Below are 16889 nucleotides of genomic sequence, written 5' to 3' on the forward strand. Positions count from 1 at the left end.
ACGTACGCTGGAGTCATGACTGCACGGTTGCTGGCTCGCCCCTGGACGTCCGCGTGGTGGATGCCCGCCCTGAGAGGGGCGGTCGCCATCGCCGCCGGGATCATGGCCCTGGTGTGGCCGAGCCTCACCCTCTCGACCCTCGTGGTGCTCGTCGGCGTGTACATCATCGTCGACGCGGTCCTCACCCTGGTCCACTCGTGGGCCGTCCGCGGCGCCCCGGGCTCCTCCGCGTTGAGATGGTGGGCGGTCCTCGGGGCGGTCGTGGGTCTGCTCATGCTCCTTCGGCCCGGCACGACCCTGCACGTACTGCTCCTCATCCTGGCGGGATGGGCGGTGGTCTCGGGCCTCGTCGTCCTGGCGGTGGCCACCCTCCTCCGGCCGTTCACCCGGTCGGCGTGGTCGTGGGCCGCGGCGGTGGGGATCGTCTCCGTCGTGCTCGGTGTCGTCGTCCTCGCCCATCCGGGATTCGGCGTGAGCGTGCTCAGCTGGATCCTCGGGTTGGGTGTCATGGCCTACGGCGTGGGCCACATCGGTCTGGCCCTGGGGCTCCGGAGGTTCACCGGGGTCCTGCCGAACGAGGAGCGGAGTACGCAGGACCCGACGGTCATCGAGGGCACGGTCGTCGACGATCGGACCGAGGAGCCGACCCGGCCGACCCTGGACTCCTGACCCCGGGGCGGGTCGCCGGCGGTGTGGTCAGCCTGTCCTTGGTTGCCGCAGGGATGTTGAACGATCAATATCGGCCTCATGACCGCACTGCTTCTGGCCAGCCCGCCACTGCATCCACTCGTCGTCCATGGCGCCGTCGTCCTCACCCCGATCTTCGCGATGGCCGTCATCGCCTTCGTGGTCCGACCCTCGTGGCGCTGGTTCCTGCGCCGGCCGACGGTCGTCTCCGGGGTGCTGGCCGCCGGCTTCGTCCAAGTCTCCCGCATGGCCGGCGACGTCCTGGCGCACACGATGAGCAACAACCGTGCCGCCATCGGCGCCCATGAGCAGATGGCCGACCTGCTCACGATGTGCCTGTACCCCTGCGTCGTCCTCTTCCTCGTGGCGGCCTGGACGCTTCCCGGAGCCACCGGCCTGGCCTCGGGACGACTGGGCCGTGAGGAGCGGTGGCGCCCCTGGGGACGTCTCGCCGGAGGGGCGTCGGTCCTCCTGGCCGCGGCGTGACGGGTCACCGTGGTCCTGGCCGGACGCAGCGGGGCCGTCGCGGTGTGGCGGTGAGGTGATGTCTCGACAAGGCGTGTCAACGACGGGTACTTGACATGGAAGCGCTTCCGTACGAGACTTCATGTCGTCATGGAAGCGCTTCCACCATGAGGGTGGGCGATCCGGACTGATCATCGGACGAAGGAGTCGACGACCATGTCGATCAGGAACCATCCACGCCGGCGGGGCGTCGCCCTGGCAGCCGTCGCCCTGGCGGCATCGCTGGCCATCACCGCCTGCGGTGGCTCGAACTCGGGAACCGGCACGACGACGAGCACCGCCAAGAGCAACGAGAAGATCACCCTCACCGTGGCGACCTTCAACGAATTCGGGTACGACAGCCTCTACGCGCAGTACATGAAGCTGCACCCGAACATCAAGGTCGTCCCGAAGAAGGCCGCCACGAGCCAGGAAGCTCGCGACAACATGAACACCCGCCTTGCCGCGGGCTCGGGACTGTCCGACATCGAGGCCATCGAGGTCGACTGGCTGCCCGATCTCATGCAGGCCCCGGACAAGTTCGTCGACCTCACCTCCGATGAGGTCAAGGGCCGCTGGCTCGACTGGAAGACCCAGGCGGCGACCACTCCGGACGGCAAGCTCCTGGGGTACGGCACGGACTCGGGCCCCGAGGCCATCTGCTATCGCGCCGACCTGTTCAAGAAGGCCGGCCTGGCGTCGGACCGCGACTCGGTCGCCAAGATGCTCACCGGTGACTGGGAGAACTACTTCAGCGTCGGACAGAAGTTCGTCGCCAAGTCGAACGGCGTCGCATGGTTCGACTCGGCCGGGGCCATTCTTCAGGGTCGCCTCAACCAGATGAAGAACCCGTACTCCTCGTCGGACACCGAGGAGAAGATCATCCCGCTCGACCAGAACAAGCCGATCAAGGACATCTACGACTCCACGGTCAAGGCTTCGAAGGACGAGAAGCTGTCGGCAGGGCTGGCCCAGTGGAGTCAGGACTGGGTCAACTCGTTCCAGACCGGCAAGTTCGCCACGATGCTCTGCCCGGCCTGGATGACGGGAGTCATCGAGGGCAATGCCAAGGGGGTCAAGGGTTGGGACATCGCCGACGTCTTCCCCGGCGGTGGCGGCAACTGGGGTGGGTCGTACCTCACCGTCCCCAAGATGGGCAAGCACACCGAGGAGGCCAAGGCCCTGGCGGCATGGCTGACCGCTCCTGAGCAGCAGATCACTGCGTTCAAGACGAAGGGCAACTTCCCGAGCCAGAAGGCAGCTCTCGACAACGCCGAACTGCTCAAGCAGACCAATCCCTTCTTCAACAGTGCGCCGGTGGGCAAGATCTTCTCCGATCGCGCCAAGGCCGTGACGGTGAATCCCTTCAAGGGCCCGAACTACTTCGCCGAGACGACGGCGGTCTCCGACGCCCTCAACCGGGTCGATGTCGACAAGACGGACTCGGCGGACGCCTCGTGGAAGAAGGCCGTGGCCGAGGTTGCCGGACTCGGCTGATCGAAGGGACCGTGTGGCGGGCGATGCTCCCCATCGCCCGCCACCAGCCCGAGGAAGGAGGACACGATGTCAGTGACGCGAACGCGGCAGATGCCGACCCCACGACGAACCATCGGCCAGAGGTGGTCCACCACCGAGGTCAAGGTCGCCCCGTACCTCTACGTGGCACCGTTCTTCATCGTCTTCCTCATCGTCGGGATGTTCCCGCTGCTCTACACGGGCTATCTGTCCTTCCGGAAGTGGAATCTCATCCGCGGTGACTTGGGCCCGGCAGGCTGGTCCAACTACGCCTACGTCCTCGACCAGGCACGGTTCTGGAAGGGTCTGGGCAACACCTTCAGCATCTTCCTCCTCTCCTCGGTTCCCCAGGTCATCGCCGCAGTCCTCATCGCCGCGGTGCTCAATGCCAATCTGCGGGCGAAGACCTTCTGGCGCATGGGCGTCCTCGTGCCCTACGTCGTCGCGCCCGTCGCGGTGTCCCTCATCTTCGGTCAGCTCTTCGCGGACGGCTCCGGCGCCATCAACACCTTGCTCACGACCATGGGCCTGCACCCCATCGCCTGGCACGGAGGCGGCATCTGGCCACACATCGCCATCGCAAGCATGGTGAACTTCCGCTGGACGGGCTACAACTCGCTCATCTTCCTGGCCGCGATGCAAGCCATTCCCCAGGACATCTACGAAGCCGCAGTCGTCGACTGCGCCAATCGCGTGCAGACCTTCCTGCGGGTGACGATCCCCATGCTGCGCCCGACGATGATCTTCGTCGTCATCACGTCCACCATCGGAGGTCTGCAGATCTTCGACGAGCCGCGCATGTTCGACAACATCGGCATGGGAGGAGCCGACCGTCAGTGGATGACCCTGACGATGTACCTCTATGAACTCGGCTGGGGGTCCCAGCACAATCTCGGTCGCTCCGCCGCCGTGGCGTGGCTGCTCTTCCTCGTCGTCGTCCTCATCGCACTGCTCAATTTCGCCCTCACCCGCCGTATCTCCAGCACGGGATCGACCACCGGCCATCGTCGAGGAGGCCACCGATGACCATGTCAGCGCCCATGGCCGAACAGCTCGCCGGCAAGGGAGCAGCCCGGCGAATCCGGCGACGCGAACGCATGGACCACGGACGTCGACGTCCAGGCGCAGTCACCTACGGTCTCCTGGTGCTCGTCGTCGTCATTTCGGCGTTCCCCCTGTACTACGCCTTCCTCCTGTCGACCTCGACCGCCGAGGACATCGCACGCCACCCCCTGCCATCCCTCGTTCCGCAGACTCACTTCCTCGACAACCTCGAGCGAGTGGTCGACTCGGGCATCCCCCTGTGGCACGCCCTGGCGAACTCCGTCATCGTCGCCGTGATCACGGCCGTGTCCACGGTGTTCTTCTCGACCTTGGCAGGTTTCGCCTTCTCGAAGCTGCGGTTCCGCGGACGCCAGGGCCTCCTGGCCTTCGTCGTCGGGACCATGGCCGTCCCGACCCAGCTCGGCATCGTGCCCCTGTTCATCGTCATGTCCAAGCTCGAGTGGACCGGCAAACTCGTCTCGGTCATCGTGCCGGGACTGGTCACCGCCTTCGGGGTGTTCTGGATGACCCAGTACCTGTCCGAGGCCATCCCGTTCGAGCTCGTCGAAGCCGCGAGGATCGACGGTTGCTCGATGTTCCGGACCTTCGTCCATGTCGCGCTTCCGGCCGCACGGCCGGCAGCCGCGATGCTCGCGCTGTTCACCTTCGTCGGGTCCTGGACCAACTTCTTCTGGCCGTTCATCGTCCTCGGATCGACCAATCCGACTCTGCCGGTGGCGTTGCAGTTGCTGCAGGCCAGCTACTTCAAGGACCTCTCCCTCATCATGGCCGGGGTCGTCATCGCGACGGTGCCCGTCCTCATCATGTTCGTCTTCGCCGGACGCCAACTCGTGTCCGGCATCATGCAAGGAGCTGTCAAGGGATGACCACGATCTCGTTCCCGAAGGACTTCATCTGGGGCACCGCCACCTCGTCGTACCAGGTCGAGGGTGCGATTGCTGTGGACGACCGTCAGGAGTCCGTGTGGGATGCGTTCTGTCGAGTGCCTGGCGCCATCGCCAACGACGATGACGGGACCGTGGCCGTGGACCACTACCACCGCCTCGACGAGGACGTCGACCTCATCGCGGCCCTGGGGGTGAGTCACTACCGGTTCTCGATCGCATGGCCCCGGGTCATGAGGTCCGATGGCACGGTCAACCCGCGCGGACTGGACTTCTACGACCGCCTCGTCGACCGCCTGCTGGAGGTCGGCGTCGAGCCGTGGGTCACCCTGTTCCATTGGGACCTGCCCACCTCCCTGCCCGGGGGTTGGCTGTCGCGTTCGACGGCGCAGGCGATGGTCGACTACGCCCTGGCCGCCCACGAACGACTCGCCGACCGAGTCCGGATCTGGACCACCCTCAACGAGCCGTGGTGTTCATCCCTGCTCTCGTACGCCGGAGGTGAACACGCTCCCGGCCACACGGACGGCGGCGAGGGGCTGCTCGCCGCCCATCATCATCTCCTGGCCCATGGGCTCACCGCCCGGGCACTGCGTGAGGTCGATCCAGACGCCACCCTGGGCATCACCCTCAACATCGGCGAGGCCATCCCAGATGTCGTCGATGACCCGGCCGACGTCGACGCCGCCCGTCGGGTCGACGCCACGCTCAACCGGCTGTGGCTGGATCCGATCTTCAAGGGGCACTACCCTGCCGACCTCATCCACGACGCCGGACCGCTCTGGCCGGAGCACGCCATCCACGACGGCGACCTCGACATCATTTCGACGCCCATCGACGTCGTGGGGATCAACTACTACACGACCTCGGTGGTCCGGGCTCGGCGGGACGGTGACGGTCCTGTCGAACCCAGAGTCGTCCGTGGCCGGACTCTCGGCGCCGCGAACCCGTTGGCACCGGAGGTCGTGACGGTCCCCCGTGCGCTTCCGGTCACCGACATGGGATGGGAGATCGAGGCCGACGGCCTGCGTCGGATCCTCACCCGCGTCGACCGGATGTGGACCGGACCGGCCGGGGTGTGGCTCGCGGTCACCGAGAACGGCGCCGCCTGCCGCGATGACGTGGTCGTCGATGCCCGCGTCGTCGATGACGACCGCATCTCCTACGTGTCCCGGCATCTCGCCGCGGTCCACGCCGCCCGTGAGGACGGGGTCGACGTCCGTGGCTACTTCCTGTGGAGCCTCATCGACAACTTCGAGTGGGCAGCGGGCTACGCGAAGAAGTTCGGCATCGTCTCGGTCGACGACAGGCTCGATCGCCACCCCAAGAAGTCCTTTGAGTGGTACTCCGAGGTCTGCCGCTCCGGTGAGGTGGCCGGGAACTGAGCTCTCGCGCTAGTTTCGACACCGACATGTCCGATCCGATGACGCCGACCCTTGATGACGTGGCCCTCCATGCCGGAGTGTCCCGCGCCACGGCCTCCCGCGCCCTCTCAGGTGCCGGTGGGGTCCGCCCGACGACTCGCGAGGTGGTCCTCGCCGCGGCGGACCGACTCGGCTATGTCCCGAACCAGGCCGCTCGGTCCTTGGTGACGCGCCGTGCGGGACTGGTCGCCGTCATCGTCCCGGAGTCGCAGGAGCGTATCTTCTCCGATCCGTTCTTCCCGCGGGTCTACCACGGCGCGGTGACCGCCTTCGCCGGTTCGGGCACCCAGGTCGTGCTGAGCATGTCAGCACCGACAGGGGGTCCGTCGTTGAGCCAGCTCGTGGGTTCGGGCCACCTCGACGGGGCACTCGTCGTCTCGCACCATGACGGCAACGGCGACGAACTGCGGCTCGTCGAGAGGACGAAGGTCCCGGTCGTCTACGTCGGTGTGCCCTGTGTCGAGGTCGCCCACTCGGTCGATCTGGACAACCGGGCCGGTGCCCGCATCGCCACTGCTCATCTCATCTCCATCGGACGACGGCGTCTTGCCACCGTCACCGGACCACTGGACATGCACTCCGCCAGACAGCGCCTCGAGGGGTTCCGTGACGCCCTGCGGGACGCCGCCCTCGAACCCGCCCTCGTCGTCAGTGCGGACTTCACCATGGACGGCGCCAGGGACGTCTTCGACCGGGTGCGGAGGCTCGACATCGACGGTGTGTTCGTCGCATCGGACCTCATGGCCTGTGGTGTCCTCCAGTCGCTGTCCCGTCGAGGCCTTCGGGTACCGCAGGACGTCGCCCTGGTGGGTTTCGACGACTCCCCCGCGGCGCGTACGGTGAGTCCCGCACTCACCACCATGACCAATCCGGCGGTGAGGATGGCCCACGAGGCCGGTCACATGCTGCGTGGTCTCATGGAGGGCCGACCCGATGTGCCCGCCAGGGTGACGTTCACGAGCGAGTTGGTCAGACGACAGTCGGCCTGAGGCACGACTGCGCCGCGCGTGCCCCGGCGCCCGGCGAACCCGGGACCGATTCGTCCGCTTCCATGGCATGGAAGAGGTCGCGGAAGGTGCCCCCGTCCGGCGCCCGACCTCAGCGCCGCACGCCCATGTCCCGCCTCGGGGGCGCGACGGCGTCGATCTGCTCGTCGGCCAGCTCGGCGTCGAGTCGGGCGTCGAGCGCGCGGCTGCGCTCCTGCGACCGCAGGTAGGCCCACCACACCGCGGCTGCGAGCATCGCCAGGAAGAAGGCGCTGCCGCCGAAGGCACCGGTGACGAACATCCAGTCGTGCTCGGAATGGGCCATGACGCCGACGAGGTCGCAGAGGACGAACCCGATGACGCTCACCAGCGTCGCCAGCCGCGCGCGACGCAGGGTGGCGTGCCGTTCGTCGGTGTCGAGATCGTTGAGGTCATACCTGGGGTCCACGGTTCCATGAAACCACAGGTCGCCGCCGAGATCCCCACGGGCTCGACGGCGACCTGGTGACATCACCGGTCCTCGATGCGACCTCAGACCATGAGCTGACGGGTCCACGGGTCGATCGGTCGTGGCAGGGCCGACCTCGTCCCCTGGAGGTAGGCGTCGACCCCGTTGGCGGCCGACCGGCCCTCGGCTATGGCCCAGACGATGAGGGACTGTCCTCGACCGGCGTCACCACAGACGAACACCCCGGGGACACTCGTCTGGTAGTCGGCGTCCCGCTTGATGTTGCCGCGCTCGTCGAGGTCGAGACCGAGTTCCTCGACCAGTCCGGTGTGCTGCGGATGGGTGAAGCCCATCGCCAGAACGACGAGTTGCGCCGGGATCTCGCGTTCCGTGCCGGGGACCGGGACGAAGGACCTGCCCTCCCGACGGACCTCGGTGACCTTGAGGGCCCGTACCCGGCCTTGCTCGTCGCCGAGGTACTCGAGGGTGTTCGTCGAGTAGACCCGCTCGCCACCCTCCTCGTTGGCACTGGCCACCCGGTAGATCATGGGGTACGTCGGCCACGGCTGGTTGGCCGGTCGCTCGGCCGGCGGGTGCGGCATGATCTCCAGCTGGGTCACCGAGCGTGCACCCTGTCGCAGCGCCGTGCCGAGGCAGTCGTTCGAGGTGTCCCCGCCGCCGATGACGACGACGTCCTTGTCGGTGGCGAGGATCTGGTCCTCGATGACCGCCCCGTGGAGGACCTTCGTGCTCTGGGTGAGGTAGTCCATGGCCTGGTGGATGCCGTCGAGCTCACGACCGGGCGCCCGCAGGTCCCTACCCACCGTCGACCCGATGGCCAGGACGACGGCGTCGAACCGCTCGAGCAGATCGGCACCCGAGATGGCCTTCTGGCCCTCCTGGGCCTGGCCCCCGATCAGCGTGTTCGGCCGGAACACCGTCCCCTCGAGGTTCATCTGCTTGACCCGCCGGTCCAGCACCGCCTTCTCGAGCTTGAACTCGGGGATCCCGTACCGCAGCAGGCCGCCGATGGCGTCGGCCCGCTCGTAGACGACCACCGTGTGACCGGCCCGCGTAAGCTGCTGGGCGGCAGCCAGCCCCGAGGGCCCCGACCCGACGACGGCGACCGTCTTGAGGGAGTGCCACTCGGGCACCTTCGGGATGACGCGACGGTCCTCCCAGGCCTTGTCGATGATGGACACCTCGACGTTCTTGATCGTCACCGGATCACGGTTGATCCCCTCGACACAGGCCGTCTCGCAGGGAGCCGGGCAGAGGCGTCCGGTGAACTCGGGGAAGTTGTTCGTCGAGTGCAGTCGGTCGAGGGCCTCGCGCCACTCGTCACGCCAGATGAGGTCGTTCCATTCCGGGATGAGGTTGCCCAGCGGGCATCCGGTGTGGCAGAACGGGATGCCGCAGTCCATGCACCGGCTGGCCTGCTCGGTGATGATGGGCAGCAGGGCGTGCCCCGGGCTCACCGGGTACACCTCCTGCCAGTCCTGCACCCGTTCCTCGACCGGTCGGCGATCGGCGACCTGACGGGGAACCTTCATGAATCCGCGTGGATCAGCCATGGGACACCTCCATGAGAAGCTTCGTCCTCTGCTCGTCGTCGAGTCCGTCGCGATCGGCGACGGCCATCATGTCCATGATCCGCGCGTAGTCACGCGGCAGCACCTTGGTGAACTGCGAGGCGATGGCATCGGGGCCGGCCGCCAGCATCTCCGCGGCGAGGGTCGACCCGGTGAGCTCGACGTGCCGACCCAGGAGTTCGGTCACCCGCTCGACGTCGCCGGGCTCCATGGGCAGGGCGTCGACGAGCTCGGGATTGAGTCGGTCGACGTCGAGGTCGCGCACCCAGGCGACGCCACCCGACATGCCGGCCGCGAAGTTGCGGCCGGTCGGGCCGAGGATGAGGGCCTCGCCGCCGGTCATGTACTCGCAGCCGTGGTCGCCGACCCCCTCGACGACGGCCGTCGCCCCGGAGTTGCGCACGCAGAACCGCTCCCCCACGAGCCCGCGGAGGAAGATCTCGCCGCTCGTGGCACCGTAACCGATGACATTGCCGGCGATGATCTGCTCGCGCGGCTTGAAGGGGACGTCGTCCGGCGTCGTCACGACGATCCGACCGCCCGACAGGCCCTTGCCGACGTAGTCGTTGGCGTCGCCCACGAGCCGCAGCGTGACGCCGGCCGGGAGAAAGGCGCCGAAGCTCTGGCCGGCGGTCCCGGTGAAGGTGAGGTCGAGCGTGTCGTCGGGAAGGCCACGCCCGTCGGTGGCGAGGGTGACGCGGTTGCCGAGCATCGTGCCGACGGTGCGGTCGACATTGCGGATCGGCACGGTCGCGCTCACCGGGGTGCCCTTATCGAGGGCCGGACGGGCCAGCTCGATGAGCTTGACATCGAGGCTCGTGTCGAGGTCGTGGTCCTGGCTCGTCGTGCAGTGCAGCGCGGTGCCGGACGGCACCTCGACGCGGTGAAGGATCGGCGAGAGGTCGAGCCCCTTGGCCTTCCAGTGGTCGACGGCCGGTCGGGCGTCGAGCACCTCGACGTGGCCGACGGCCTCCTCGATCGACCGGAAGCCCAGCTCGGCGAGGATCTCGCGGGTCTGCTCGGCCATGAACATCATGAAGTTGACGACATGGTCGGGGTCCCCGGCGTACTTCTTGCGAAGCTCGGGGTTCTGGGTGGCGATGCCGACCGGACAGGTGTCCATGTGGCACTTGCGCATCATGATGCATCCCTCGACGACCAGGGCGGTCGTCGCGAAACCGAACTCCTCGGCCCCCAGCAGGGCGGCGATGACGACGTCACGGCCGGTCTTGAGCTGACCGTCGCACTGGACGACGATCCGGTCGCGCAGGCCGTTGACGAGCAGGGTCTGCTGGGCCTCGGCCAGGCCGAGCTCCCAGGGCCCGCCGGCGTGCTTGATCGACGTGAGCGGCGCCGCTCCGGTGCCGCCGTCGTGTCCCGAGATGAGGACGACGTCGGCCTTGGCCTTGGCGACCCCCGCGGCCACCGTGCCCACGCCGGTCTCGGCCACGAGCTTGACGTGGATCCGCGCGGCCGGGTTGGCGCACTTGAGGTCGTGGATGAGCTGCTTGATGTCCTCGATCGAGTAGATGTCGTGGTGCGGCGGCGGCGAGATGAGGCCCACGCCGGTCGTCGCGTGCCGGGTGCGGGCCACCCACGGGTACACCTTGTGGCCGGGCAGGTGCCCGCCCTCACCCGGCTTGGCGCCCTGGGCCATCTTGATCTGGAGGTCGTCTGCGTTGACGAGGTACTCGCTCGTCACGCCGAAGCGGCCCGAGGCCACCTGCTTGATCGCCGAGCGGCGCTGCCGGTCGTGGAGACGCTCGGGGTCCTCGCCGCCCTCGCCGGTGTTCGACTTGCCGCCGATCCGGTTCATGGCGATGGCGAGGGTCTCATGGGCCTCCTGGGAGATCGACCCGTAGCTCATGGCTCCGGTGGCGAACCTCTTGACGATCTCGCTGGCCGGTTCCACCTCGTCCAGCGGCACGGACGGCCGGTCGTGGCGGAACTCGAGCAGGGAGCGCAGCGTCATGAGACGGCTGGAATTGTCGTCGACGAGGTCGGTGTACTTGCGGAACTGCTCGTAGTCACCGGTGCTCGTCGACTCCTGGAGACGGAAGACGGCCTCCGGGGTGAGCAGGTGTTCCTCGCCCTCGCGACGCCACTGGTACTGGCCCCCGACAGGCAGCTGGCGGTGCGGCGGGCGCGAGCCGGTGACCGGGTACGCGCGCTGGTGGCGCACGGCGATCTCGGCGGCGATCTCGTCCAGACCGATCCCCTCGATCCGGCTCGTCGTCCCCGTGAAGTACTCGTCGACGAAGTCCTGGCGCAGGCCGGTCGCCTCGAAGATCTGGGCGCCGGTGTACGACGGGATGGTCGAGACCCCCATCTTGCTCATGACCCCCATGAGCCCGGCCCCCAGGGCGGCCGAGACGTTGGCCACCGCCGTCTCCGGGTCGGTCCTCACGTAGACCTCCCGGCGGGCCATGTCCTCGGCGGACTCGAAGAGGAGGTAGGGGTTGACCGCCGAGGCGCCGAAACCGATGAGGAGGGCGACGTGGTGCACCTCGCGGACGTCACCGGCCTCGACGACCAGACCGACCTGGGTGCGCGTCTTCTCGCGCACGAGGTGGGTCTCGATGGCCGAGGTGAGCAGCAAGGACGGGATGGGCGCCAGTTCACGGGTGGCGTGGCGGTCGGACAGGACGATGATCCGGGCACCCTCGGCGATGGCCCGGGACACCTCCGCACGGATCTCCTCGATGCGGTCGTGCAGGCCCGCCCCTCCCTCGTCGACCGGGAAGAGTCCCTGGACGACGTGGGTCATGGTGGAGCGCTCGTTGCGACCGGCACCCAGGTGGACGATCTTCGCGAGCTGGTCGGAGTTGAGGATCGGGTAGTTGACGACGATCTGGTGACACGAGTCGGGGCCCGGATCCAGGAGGTTGGCCTCGGGGCCGATCGAGCCGGTGAGGGAGGTGACGAGCTCCTCGCGGATGGAGTCGAGCGGCGGGTTCGTCACCTGGGCGAAGAGCTGGGAGAAGTAGTCCCAGAGCATCCGGGACTTGTTGGACAGCACGGCCAGCGGTGCATCGTTGCCCATCGACCCCATGGCCTGTCGTCCGTTGGTGGCCATGGGGGCGACGAGGAGGCGCAGGTCCTCGTTGGTGTAGCCGAAGAGCTGCTGGCGTCTGGTGACCGAGGCGTGGGAGTAGACGATGTGGGTCCGCTCCGGCAGGTCGTCGAGGTTGATGCGACCCTCATCGAGCCACTGGCCGTAGGGATGCTCGGCGGCCAGACCCTCCTTGATCTCGGGGTCGTCGACGATGCGGTGCTGGGCCAGGTCGACGAGGAACATCCGGCCGGGCTGCAGCCGTCCCTTGGCGACGACGTGCGCCGAGGGGAGGTCGAGCACGCCCGCCTCGGAGGCGAAGACGACCAGCCCGTCGTCGGTGACCCAGTAGCGCGCCGGACGCAGTCCGTTGCGGTCGAGCACGGCGCCGATCTGCGTCCCGTCGGTGAAGGTGACGACGGCCGGGCCGTCCCAGGGCTCCATGAGGAAGGAGTGGAAGTCGTAGAAGTCGCGCACCTGCTGGGTCATGTGGGGGTTCTTCTGCCAGGCCTCGGGAATCATCATGAGGACGGCGTGCGGCAGGGACCGTCCACCCAGATGGAGCAGTTCGAGGACCTCGTCGAAGGAGGCCGAGTCGGAGCCGCCCGGGGTGCAGATGGGGAACAACCGGGACAGTTCACCGGGGATGAGGTCGGAGGCGAGGAGGGCCTCGCGGGCCTGCATCCAGTTCCGGTTGCCGCGGACGGTGTTGATCTCGCCGTTGTGGGCGATCATCCGGAACGGATGGGCCAGTTCCCAGGCGGGGAAGGTGTTCGTCGAGAACCGCGAGTGGACGAGGGCCAGGGCGCTGGTGAAGTCGTCGTCGTGCAGCTCGGGGAAGACCTCCTCGAGCTGGTCGGTGGTGAGCATGCCCTTGTAGACGAGGGTGCGGGCCGACAGCGAGGCCAGGTAGACCCCGGCCTCGTGCTGGGCGCGGCGCCGCAGGACGAAGGCCAGGCGCTCGAGGTCCATCCCGGTGCGTCCGTCACGGGCGCGGATGAGCAGGTGCTCGAAGTGTGGCATCGTCGACAGCGACACCGGCGAGAGGGTGTGGGTGTGCACCGGCACCTGCCGCCAGCCGAGGACCTCGATGCCCTCGTCGGCCGCGACGAGCTCGATGGCGGCGCGGGCGCGGGCCCGCTTGGCCTCGTCGACCGGCATGAAGGCCAGACCGACGGCATACGCGCCGGGTTCGGGGAGGCGCAGCCCGGTGACCCGCCGCAGGAAGGCGTCCGGCACCTGGACGAGGATCCCGGCGCCGTCGCCGGCGGCCGCGTCGGCCCCGGTGGCCCCACGGTGGTCGAGGTTGCGCAGGGCCTGCAGACCCTGTTCCACGATGGTGTGGTCGGCGACGCCGCTCATGGTGGCGATGAACGCCACACCGCACGCGTCGTGCTCCATGGCCGGGTCGTACAGACCCTGTCTCGGGTGATGCGCGAACGTCATCCGGAACTCCTCTCTGACCGGCCGGCAGACCGGGACGGGGGCACTCCCCCGCACACTGCGCCTGCACGGTAGTCGACAGAGTGGCACATGAGCCCACGAGTCGACTCGGGCTGTCCACAAGGTGGGATGGCCGTCCCACCTGGTGTCCGTGGCGGCGTCAGGACTCCTCGTCGGCGACAGGGCTCCTGCTCTCGTCGGAGGCGGGGTCCGACCTGTCGCGGGAGGCGGGGCCCGAGCTGTCGCCGGAGGCGGGGCCCGCGGTCTCGGCGCCGTGGTGACGGCGGGACAGGACGACGAGGACGACGACGGCGACGGCCCAGACGATGACCGAGGTGTACGAGTTGATCCGCCAGCCGTCGACATGGTTGGCCGGGTCGATGCGCAGGCGTTCGACGAAGAACCGTCCCGTGGTGTACACGACGACGTACAGCGCGAAGAGGCGCCCGTGACCGAGCTTCCACCGCCGGTCGGCCCACAGGAGGAAGCTCGCCCCGAGGCCGTTCCAGATGAGCTCGTAGAGGAAGGTCGGGTGGAAGGTGGCGTACTGCTCGTAGCCGAGCGGACGGTGGTCCGGGTCGATCCGCAACCCCCACGGCAGGCTCGTGGGGCGCCCGAAGAGTTCCTGGTTGAACCAGTTGCCGAGGCGGCCGATGGCCTGGGCGTAGAGGATGCCGGGGGCCAGCGAGTCGGCCACGAGGGTGAAGCTCAGGTGACGGTGTCGGCAGACGAGCCAGATGGCCAGGGCGCCCCCGGCGATCGAGCCCCAGATGCCCAGACCTCCCTGCCAGATGAAGAAGGCCCGGTACCACTGGCGTCCCGGGCCGAAGTAGAGCTGATGGTCGGTGATGACGTGGTAGACCCTGGCGCCGATGATGCCGAAGACGACTCCCCAAGTGGCGAGCACCTCGAGGTCCTCGGCCTTGCCGCCGCGGGCCACGTACCGCCGGGAACCGAGCCAGTAGGCCAGGACGATCCCGATGAGGATGCAGATGGCGTACATGTGGATCCGCACCGGACCGATGTCGAACCCACTCCAGGTCGGACTCGGGATGCTCAGCAGGGTCGTCACGGCGTCATTGTGCCCCGCTGCGGACGCCGGCTCCAAGACGAGCCGGCCCCGGCCGGGTCGGATCCGACGAGGCAGGGCCGCACGGCGGTCACCTGCGGACCCGACGCACTCCGGTGACGAGGTCGTCGACGATGTGCCGCATCCGCTCGATGCCCGATGACGCCGGCTGCCCGGCCTCGTCGGCCTCGACGAGGGCCCGCACCAGGGCCGACCCGACGATGACGCCGTCGGCGAAGGAGCCGACCTCGGCCGCCTGGTCTCCGTCGGACACGCCGAGGCCGACACCGACCGGGATCGCGGGGTCGACTCCACGGATCCGCTCGACGAGGGCCGGGGCCGCGCTCGAGGTGTGCGTCCGGGTGCCGGTGACCCCCATGATCGAGGTCGCGTAGACCCAGGCGTTGCAGGCCGCCAGGGTCGAGCGCAGCCGCTCATCGGTCGACGACGGCGCGACGAGGAAGACCCGGTCGAGCCCGTGGGCGTCCGAGGCCTCCATCCACTCGGCCGCCTCGTCGGGGGTGAGGTCGGGGGTGATGAGACCTGATCCGCCGGCGGCGGCCAGATCGCGGGCGAAGGCGTCGACCCCGTAGTGCTCGACGAGGTTCCAGTAGGTCATGACGACGCAGGGCGTGCCGGTCGAGGCGACCGTCTCGGCGGCACGCAGGGCGTCGCGGGTGCGCACCCCACGATCGAGTGCCCGTGTCGTGGCGTGCTGGATGACGGTGCCGTCCATCATGGGGTCGGAGTACGGCAGTCCGATCTCGACGAGGTCGACGCCGGTGCCGGTCGTCCCCTCGGTGAGGGCACGCATGGCGGCCAGCGAGTCGTCGACCGTGGGGTGTCCGACCGGAAGGTAGCCGACGAGGGCGGCACGGTGCTCGTCGCGGGCGCGCTGGAAGGCGTCGATGCTGCTCACTTCATGGCTCCCGTCGTCGCGTCGACCGATCCGTCGATCCCGAACCAGTCCAGGGCCGTGCGTACGTCCTTGTCACCGCGTCCGGAGATGGTGATGACGATGATCGGAGGCTGGCCGTCGGGGCGGGTGAGGTCGCCGGCGATCCTCATGGCCCCGGCCACGGCGTGGGCCGACTCGATGGCCGGCAGGATGCCCTCGGTGCGGGTGAGCAGCTGGAGGGCGTCCATGGCCTCGGCGTCGGTGACCGGCAGGTAGCTGGCCCGTCCGGTGTCGGCCAGCCAGGCGTGCTCCGGCCCGACGCCGGGGTAGTCGAGCCCGGCGCTGATCGAGTGCGACTCGATGGTCTGACCGTCCTCGTCCTGGAGGATGAAGGTCCTCGTCCCGTGGAGGACGCCGACCGATCCGCCGGTGATCGACGCGGCGTGGCGTCCGGTGTCGACCCCCTCTCCCCCGGCCTCGAAACCGTAGAGGCGCACCGACTCGTCGTCGACGAAGTCGGCGAAGGACCCGATGGCGTTCGAGCCACCGCCGACGCAGGCGCAGACGGCGTCGGGCAGCCGACCGAAGCGGTCGAGGACCTGCTGGCGGGTCTCGGTCGAGATGACCCGCTGGAACTCCTTGACCATCCGTGGGAAGGGCGCCGGTCCCGAGGCGGTCCCGATGAGGTAATGGGTGTCGGCGACGTTCGTCACCCAGTCGCGCATGGCCTCGTTCATGGCGTCCTTGAGGGTCCTCGACCCGGCCTCGACGCCGACGACCTCCGCGCCGAGCATCTTCATCCGCGCCACGTTGAGGGCCTGGCGGTCGGTGTCGACCTTGCCCATGTAGATCCGGCACTCCAGTCCCATCATCGCGGCGATGGTCGCCGTGGCGACGCCGTGCTGGCCGGCGCCGGTCTCGGCGATGACGCGGTGCTTGCCCATCCGCCGGGTGAGCAGCGCCTGCCCCAGGACGTTGTTGACCTTGTGGGCCCCGGTGTGGTTGAGGTCCTCGCGCTTGAGCAGGACGATGGCGCCGCCGCAGTGCTCGGCGAAGCGACCGGCCCGGGTGAGCGGGGTGGGGCGTCCGGCGTAGTCACGGCGCAGGGCGTCGAGTTCGGCGTGGAAGCACGGATCGGCGAGGGCCTCGCGGAAGGTCCGGTCGAGTTCGGTGAGGGCCGCCTGGAGGGCCTCGGGGACGAATCGCCCGCCGAAACGGCCGAAGTGACCGTCACTGCTCGGATCGGGTCCTGACATCGTGGGCGTCCTTCCGTCGGCTACCTGGTGTCCACCCATCTTGGGGGGCCAGGGCCACGTCCGCCC

13 protein-coding genes are annotated in these 16889 nt (G+C 68.5%); 7 read left to right on the plus strand and 6 right to left on the minus strand.

Annotated elements, in window-relative coordinates; all coding sequences use genetic code 11:
* The first annotated feature begins 15 nt into the window (after positions 1–15).
* The 7 genes from E0E30_RS05910 to E0E30_RS05940 all read left to right on the plus strand — a co-directional run bounded on the left by E0E30_RS05910 (position 16) and on the right by E0E30_RS05940 (position 7068).
* A complete protein-coding gene (locus tag E0E30_RS05910; RefSeq protein ID WP_130865509.1) occupies positions 16–669 on the plus strand; it encodes an HdeD family acid-resistance protein in 654 nt (217 codons plus the stop codon).
* 78 nt (positions 670–747) lie between these two features.
* Complete coding sequence (locus tag E0E30_RS05915; RefSeq protein ID WP_130865510.1) at positions 748–1173, plus strand: DUF2231 domain-containing protein; 426 nt, start codon at positions 748–750, stop codon at positions 1171–1173.
* Between the two features lie 195 nt (positions 1174–1368).
* A complete protein-coding gene (locus E0E30_RS05920; protein ID WP_130865511.1) occupies positions 1369–2688 on the plus strand; it encodes an ABC transporter substrate-binding protein in 1320 nt (439 codons plus the stop codon).
* A gap of 66 nt (positions 2689–2754) precedes the next feature.
* Positions 2755–3732 carry a carbohydrate ABC transporter permease gene (locus E0E30_RS05925; RefSeq protein ID WP_130865512.1) on the plus strand — a complete coding sequence of 326 codons (978 nt, stop codon included), beginning with the start codon at positions 2755–2757 and terminating at the stop codon, positions 3730–3732.
* A complete protein-coding gene (locus tag E0E30_RS05930; protein ID WP_130865513.1) occupies positions 3729–4637 on the plus strand; it encodes a carbohydrate ABC transporter permease in 909 nt (302 codons plus the stop codon). The genes E0E30_RS05925 and E0E30_RS05930 overlap by 4 nt, the downstream gene beginning before the upstream one ends.
* Positions 4634–6040 carry a GH1 family beta-glucosidase gene (locus E0E30_RS05935; protein WP_130865514.1) on the plus strand — a complete coding sequence of 469 codons (1407 nt, stop codon included), beginning with the start codon at positions 4634–4636 and terminating at the stop codon, positions 6038–6040. The genes E0E30_RS05930 and E0E30_RS05935 overlap by 4 nt, the downstream gene beginning before the upstream one ends.
* Positions 6041–6066: 26 nt before the next feature.
* The gene (locus E0E30_RS05940; protein WP_130865515.1) at positions 6067–7068 is read left to right on the plus strand and encodes a LacI family DNA-binding transcriptional regulator; all 1002 of its coding nucleotides are present in this window, start codon (positions 6067–6069) and stop codon (positions 7066–7068) included.
* A gap of 109 nt (positions 7069–7177) precedes the next feature.
* On the opposite strand, the gene E0E30_RS05945 is transcribed toward E0E30_RS05940, so the two are convergent.
* The 6 genes from E0E30_RS05945 to trpB form a co-directional block, all read right to left on the minus strand.
* Complete coding sequence (locus tag E0E30_RS05945; RefSeq protein WP_245306517.1) at positions 7178–7513, minus strand: hypothetical protein; 336 nt, start codon at positions 7511–7513, stop codon at positions 7178–7180.
* An 83-nt stretch (positions 7514–7596) separates the two neighbouring features.
* Complete coding sequence (locus E0E30_RS05950) at positions 7597–9087, minus strand: glutamate synthase subunit beta (RefSeq protein WP_130865516.1); 1491 nt, start codon at positions 9085–9087, stop codon at positions 7597–7599.
* Positions 9080–13603 (minus strand): glutamate synthase large subunit, encoded by a 4524-nt coding sequence (gltB, locus tag E0E30_RS05955; protein WP_130865517.1) that lies wholly within the window; start codon positions 13601–13603, stop codon positions 9080–9082. Before gltB ends, E0E30_RS05950 begins: the two co-directional genes overlap by 8 nt.
* Before the next feature lie 157 nt (positions 13604–13760).
* Entirely contained in the window at positions 13761–14663 is a 903-nt protein-coding gene (gene lgt / locus E0E30_RS05960) for a prolipoprotein diacylglyceryl transferase (RefSeq protein WP_411914022.1), read from the minus strand.
* Positions 14664–14760: 97 nt separating this feature from the next.
* Complete coding sequence (gene trpA, locus E0E30_RS05965) at positions 14761–15588, minus strand: tryptophan synthase subunit alpha (RefSeq protein ID WP_130865519.1); 828 nt, start codon at positions 15586–15588, stop codon at positions 14761–14763.
* Entirely contained in the window at positions 15585–16823 is a 1239-nt protein-coding gene (gene trpB / locus E0E30_RS05970; protein WP_130865520.1) for a tryptophan synthase subunit beta, read from the minus strand. The genes trpA and trpB overlap by 4 nt, the downstream gene beginning before the upstream one ends.
* Positions 16824–16889 lie beyond the last annotated feature (66 nt).

This window comes from Acidipropionibacterium timonense (genome assembly GCF_900605005.1).
Taxonomy (GTDB): Bacteria; Actinomycetota; Actinomycetes; order Propionibacteriales; family Propionibacteriaceae; genus Cutibacterium; species Cutibacterium timonense.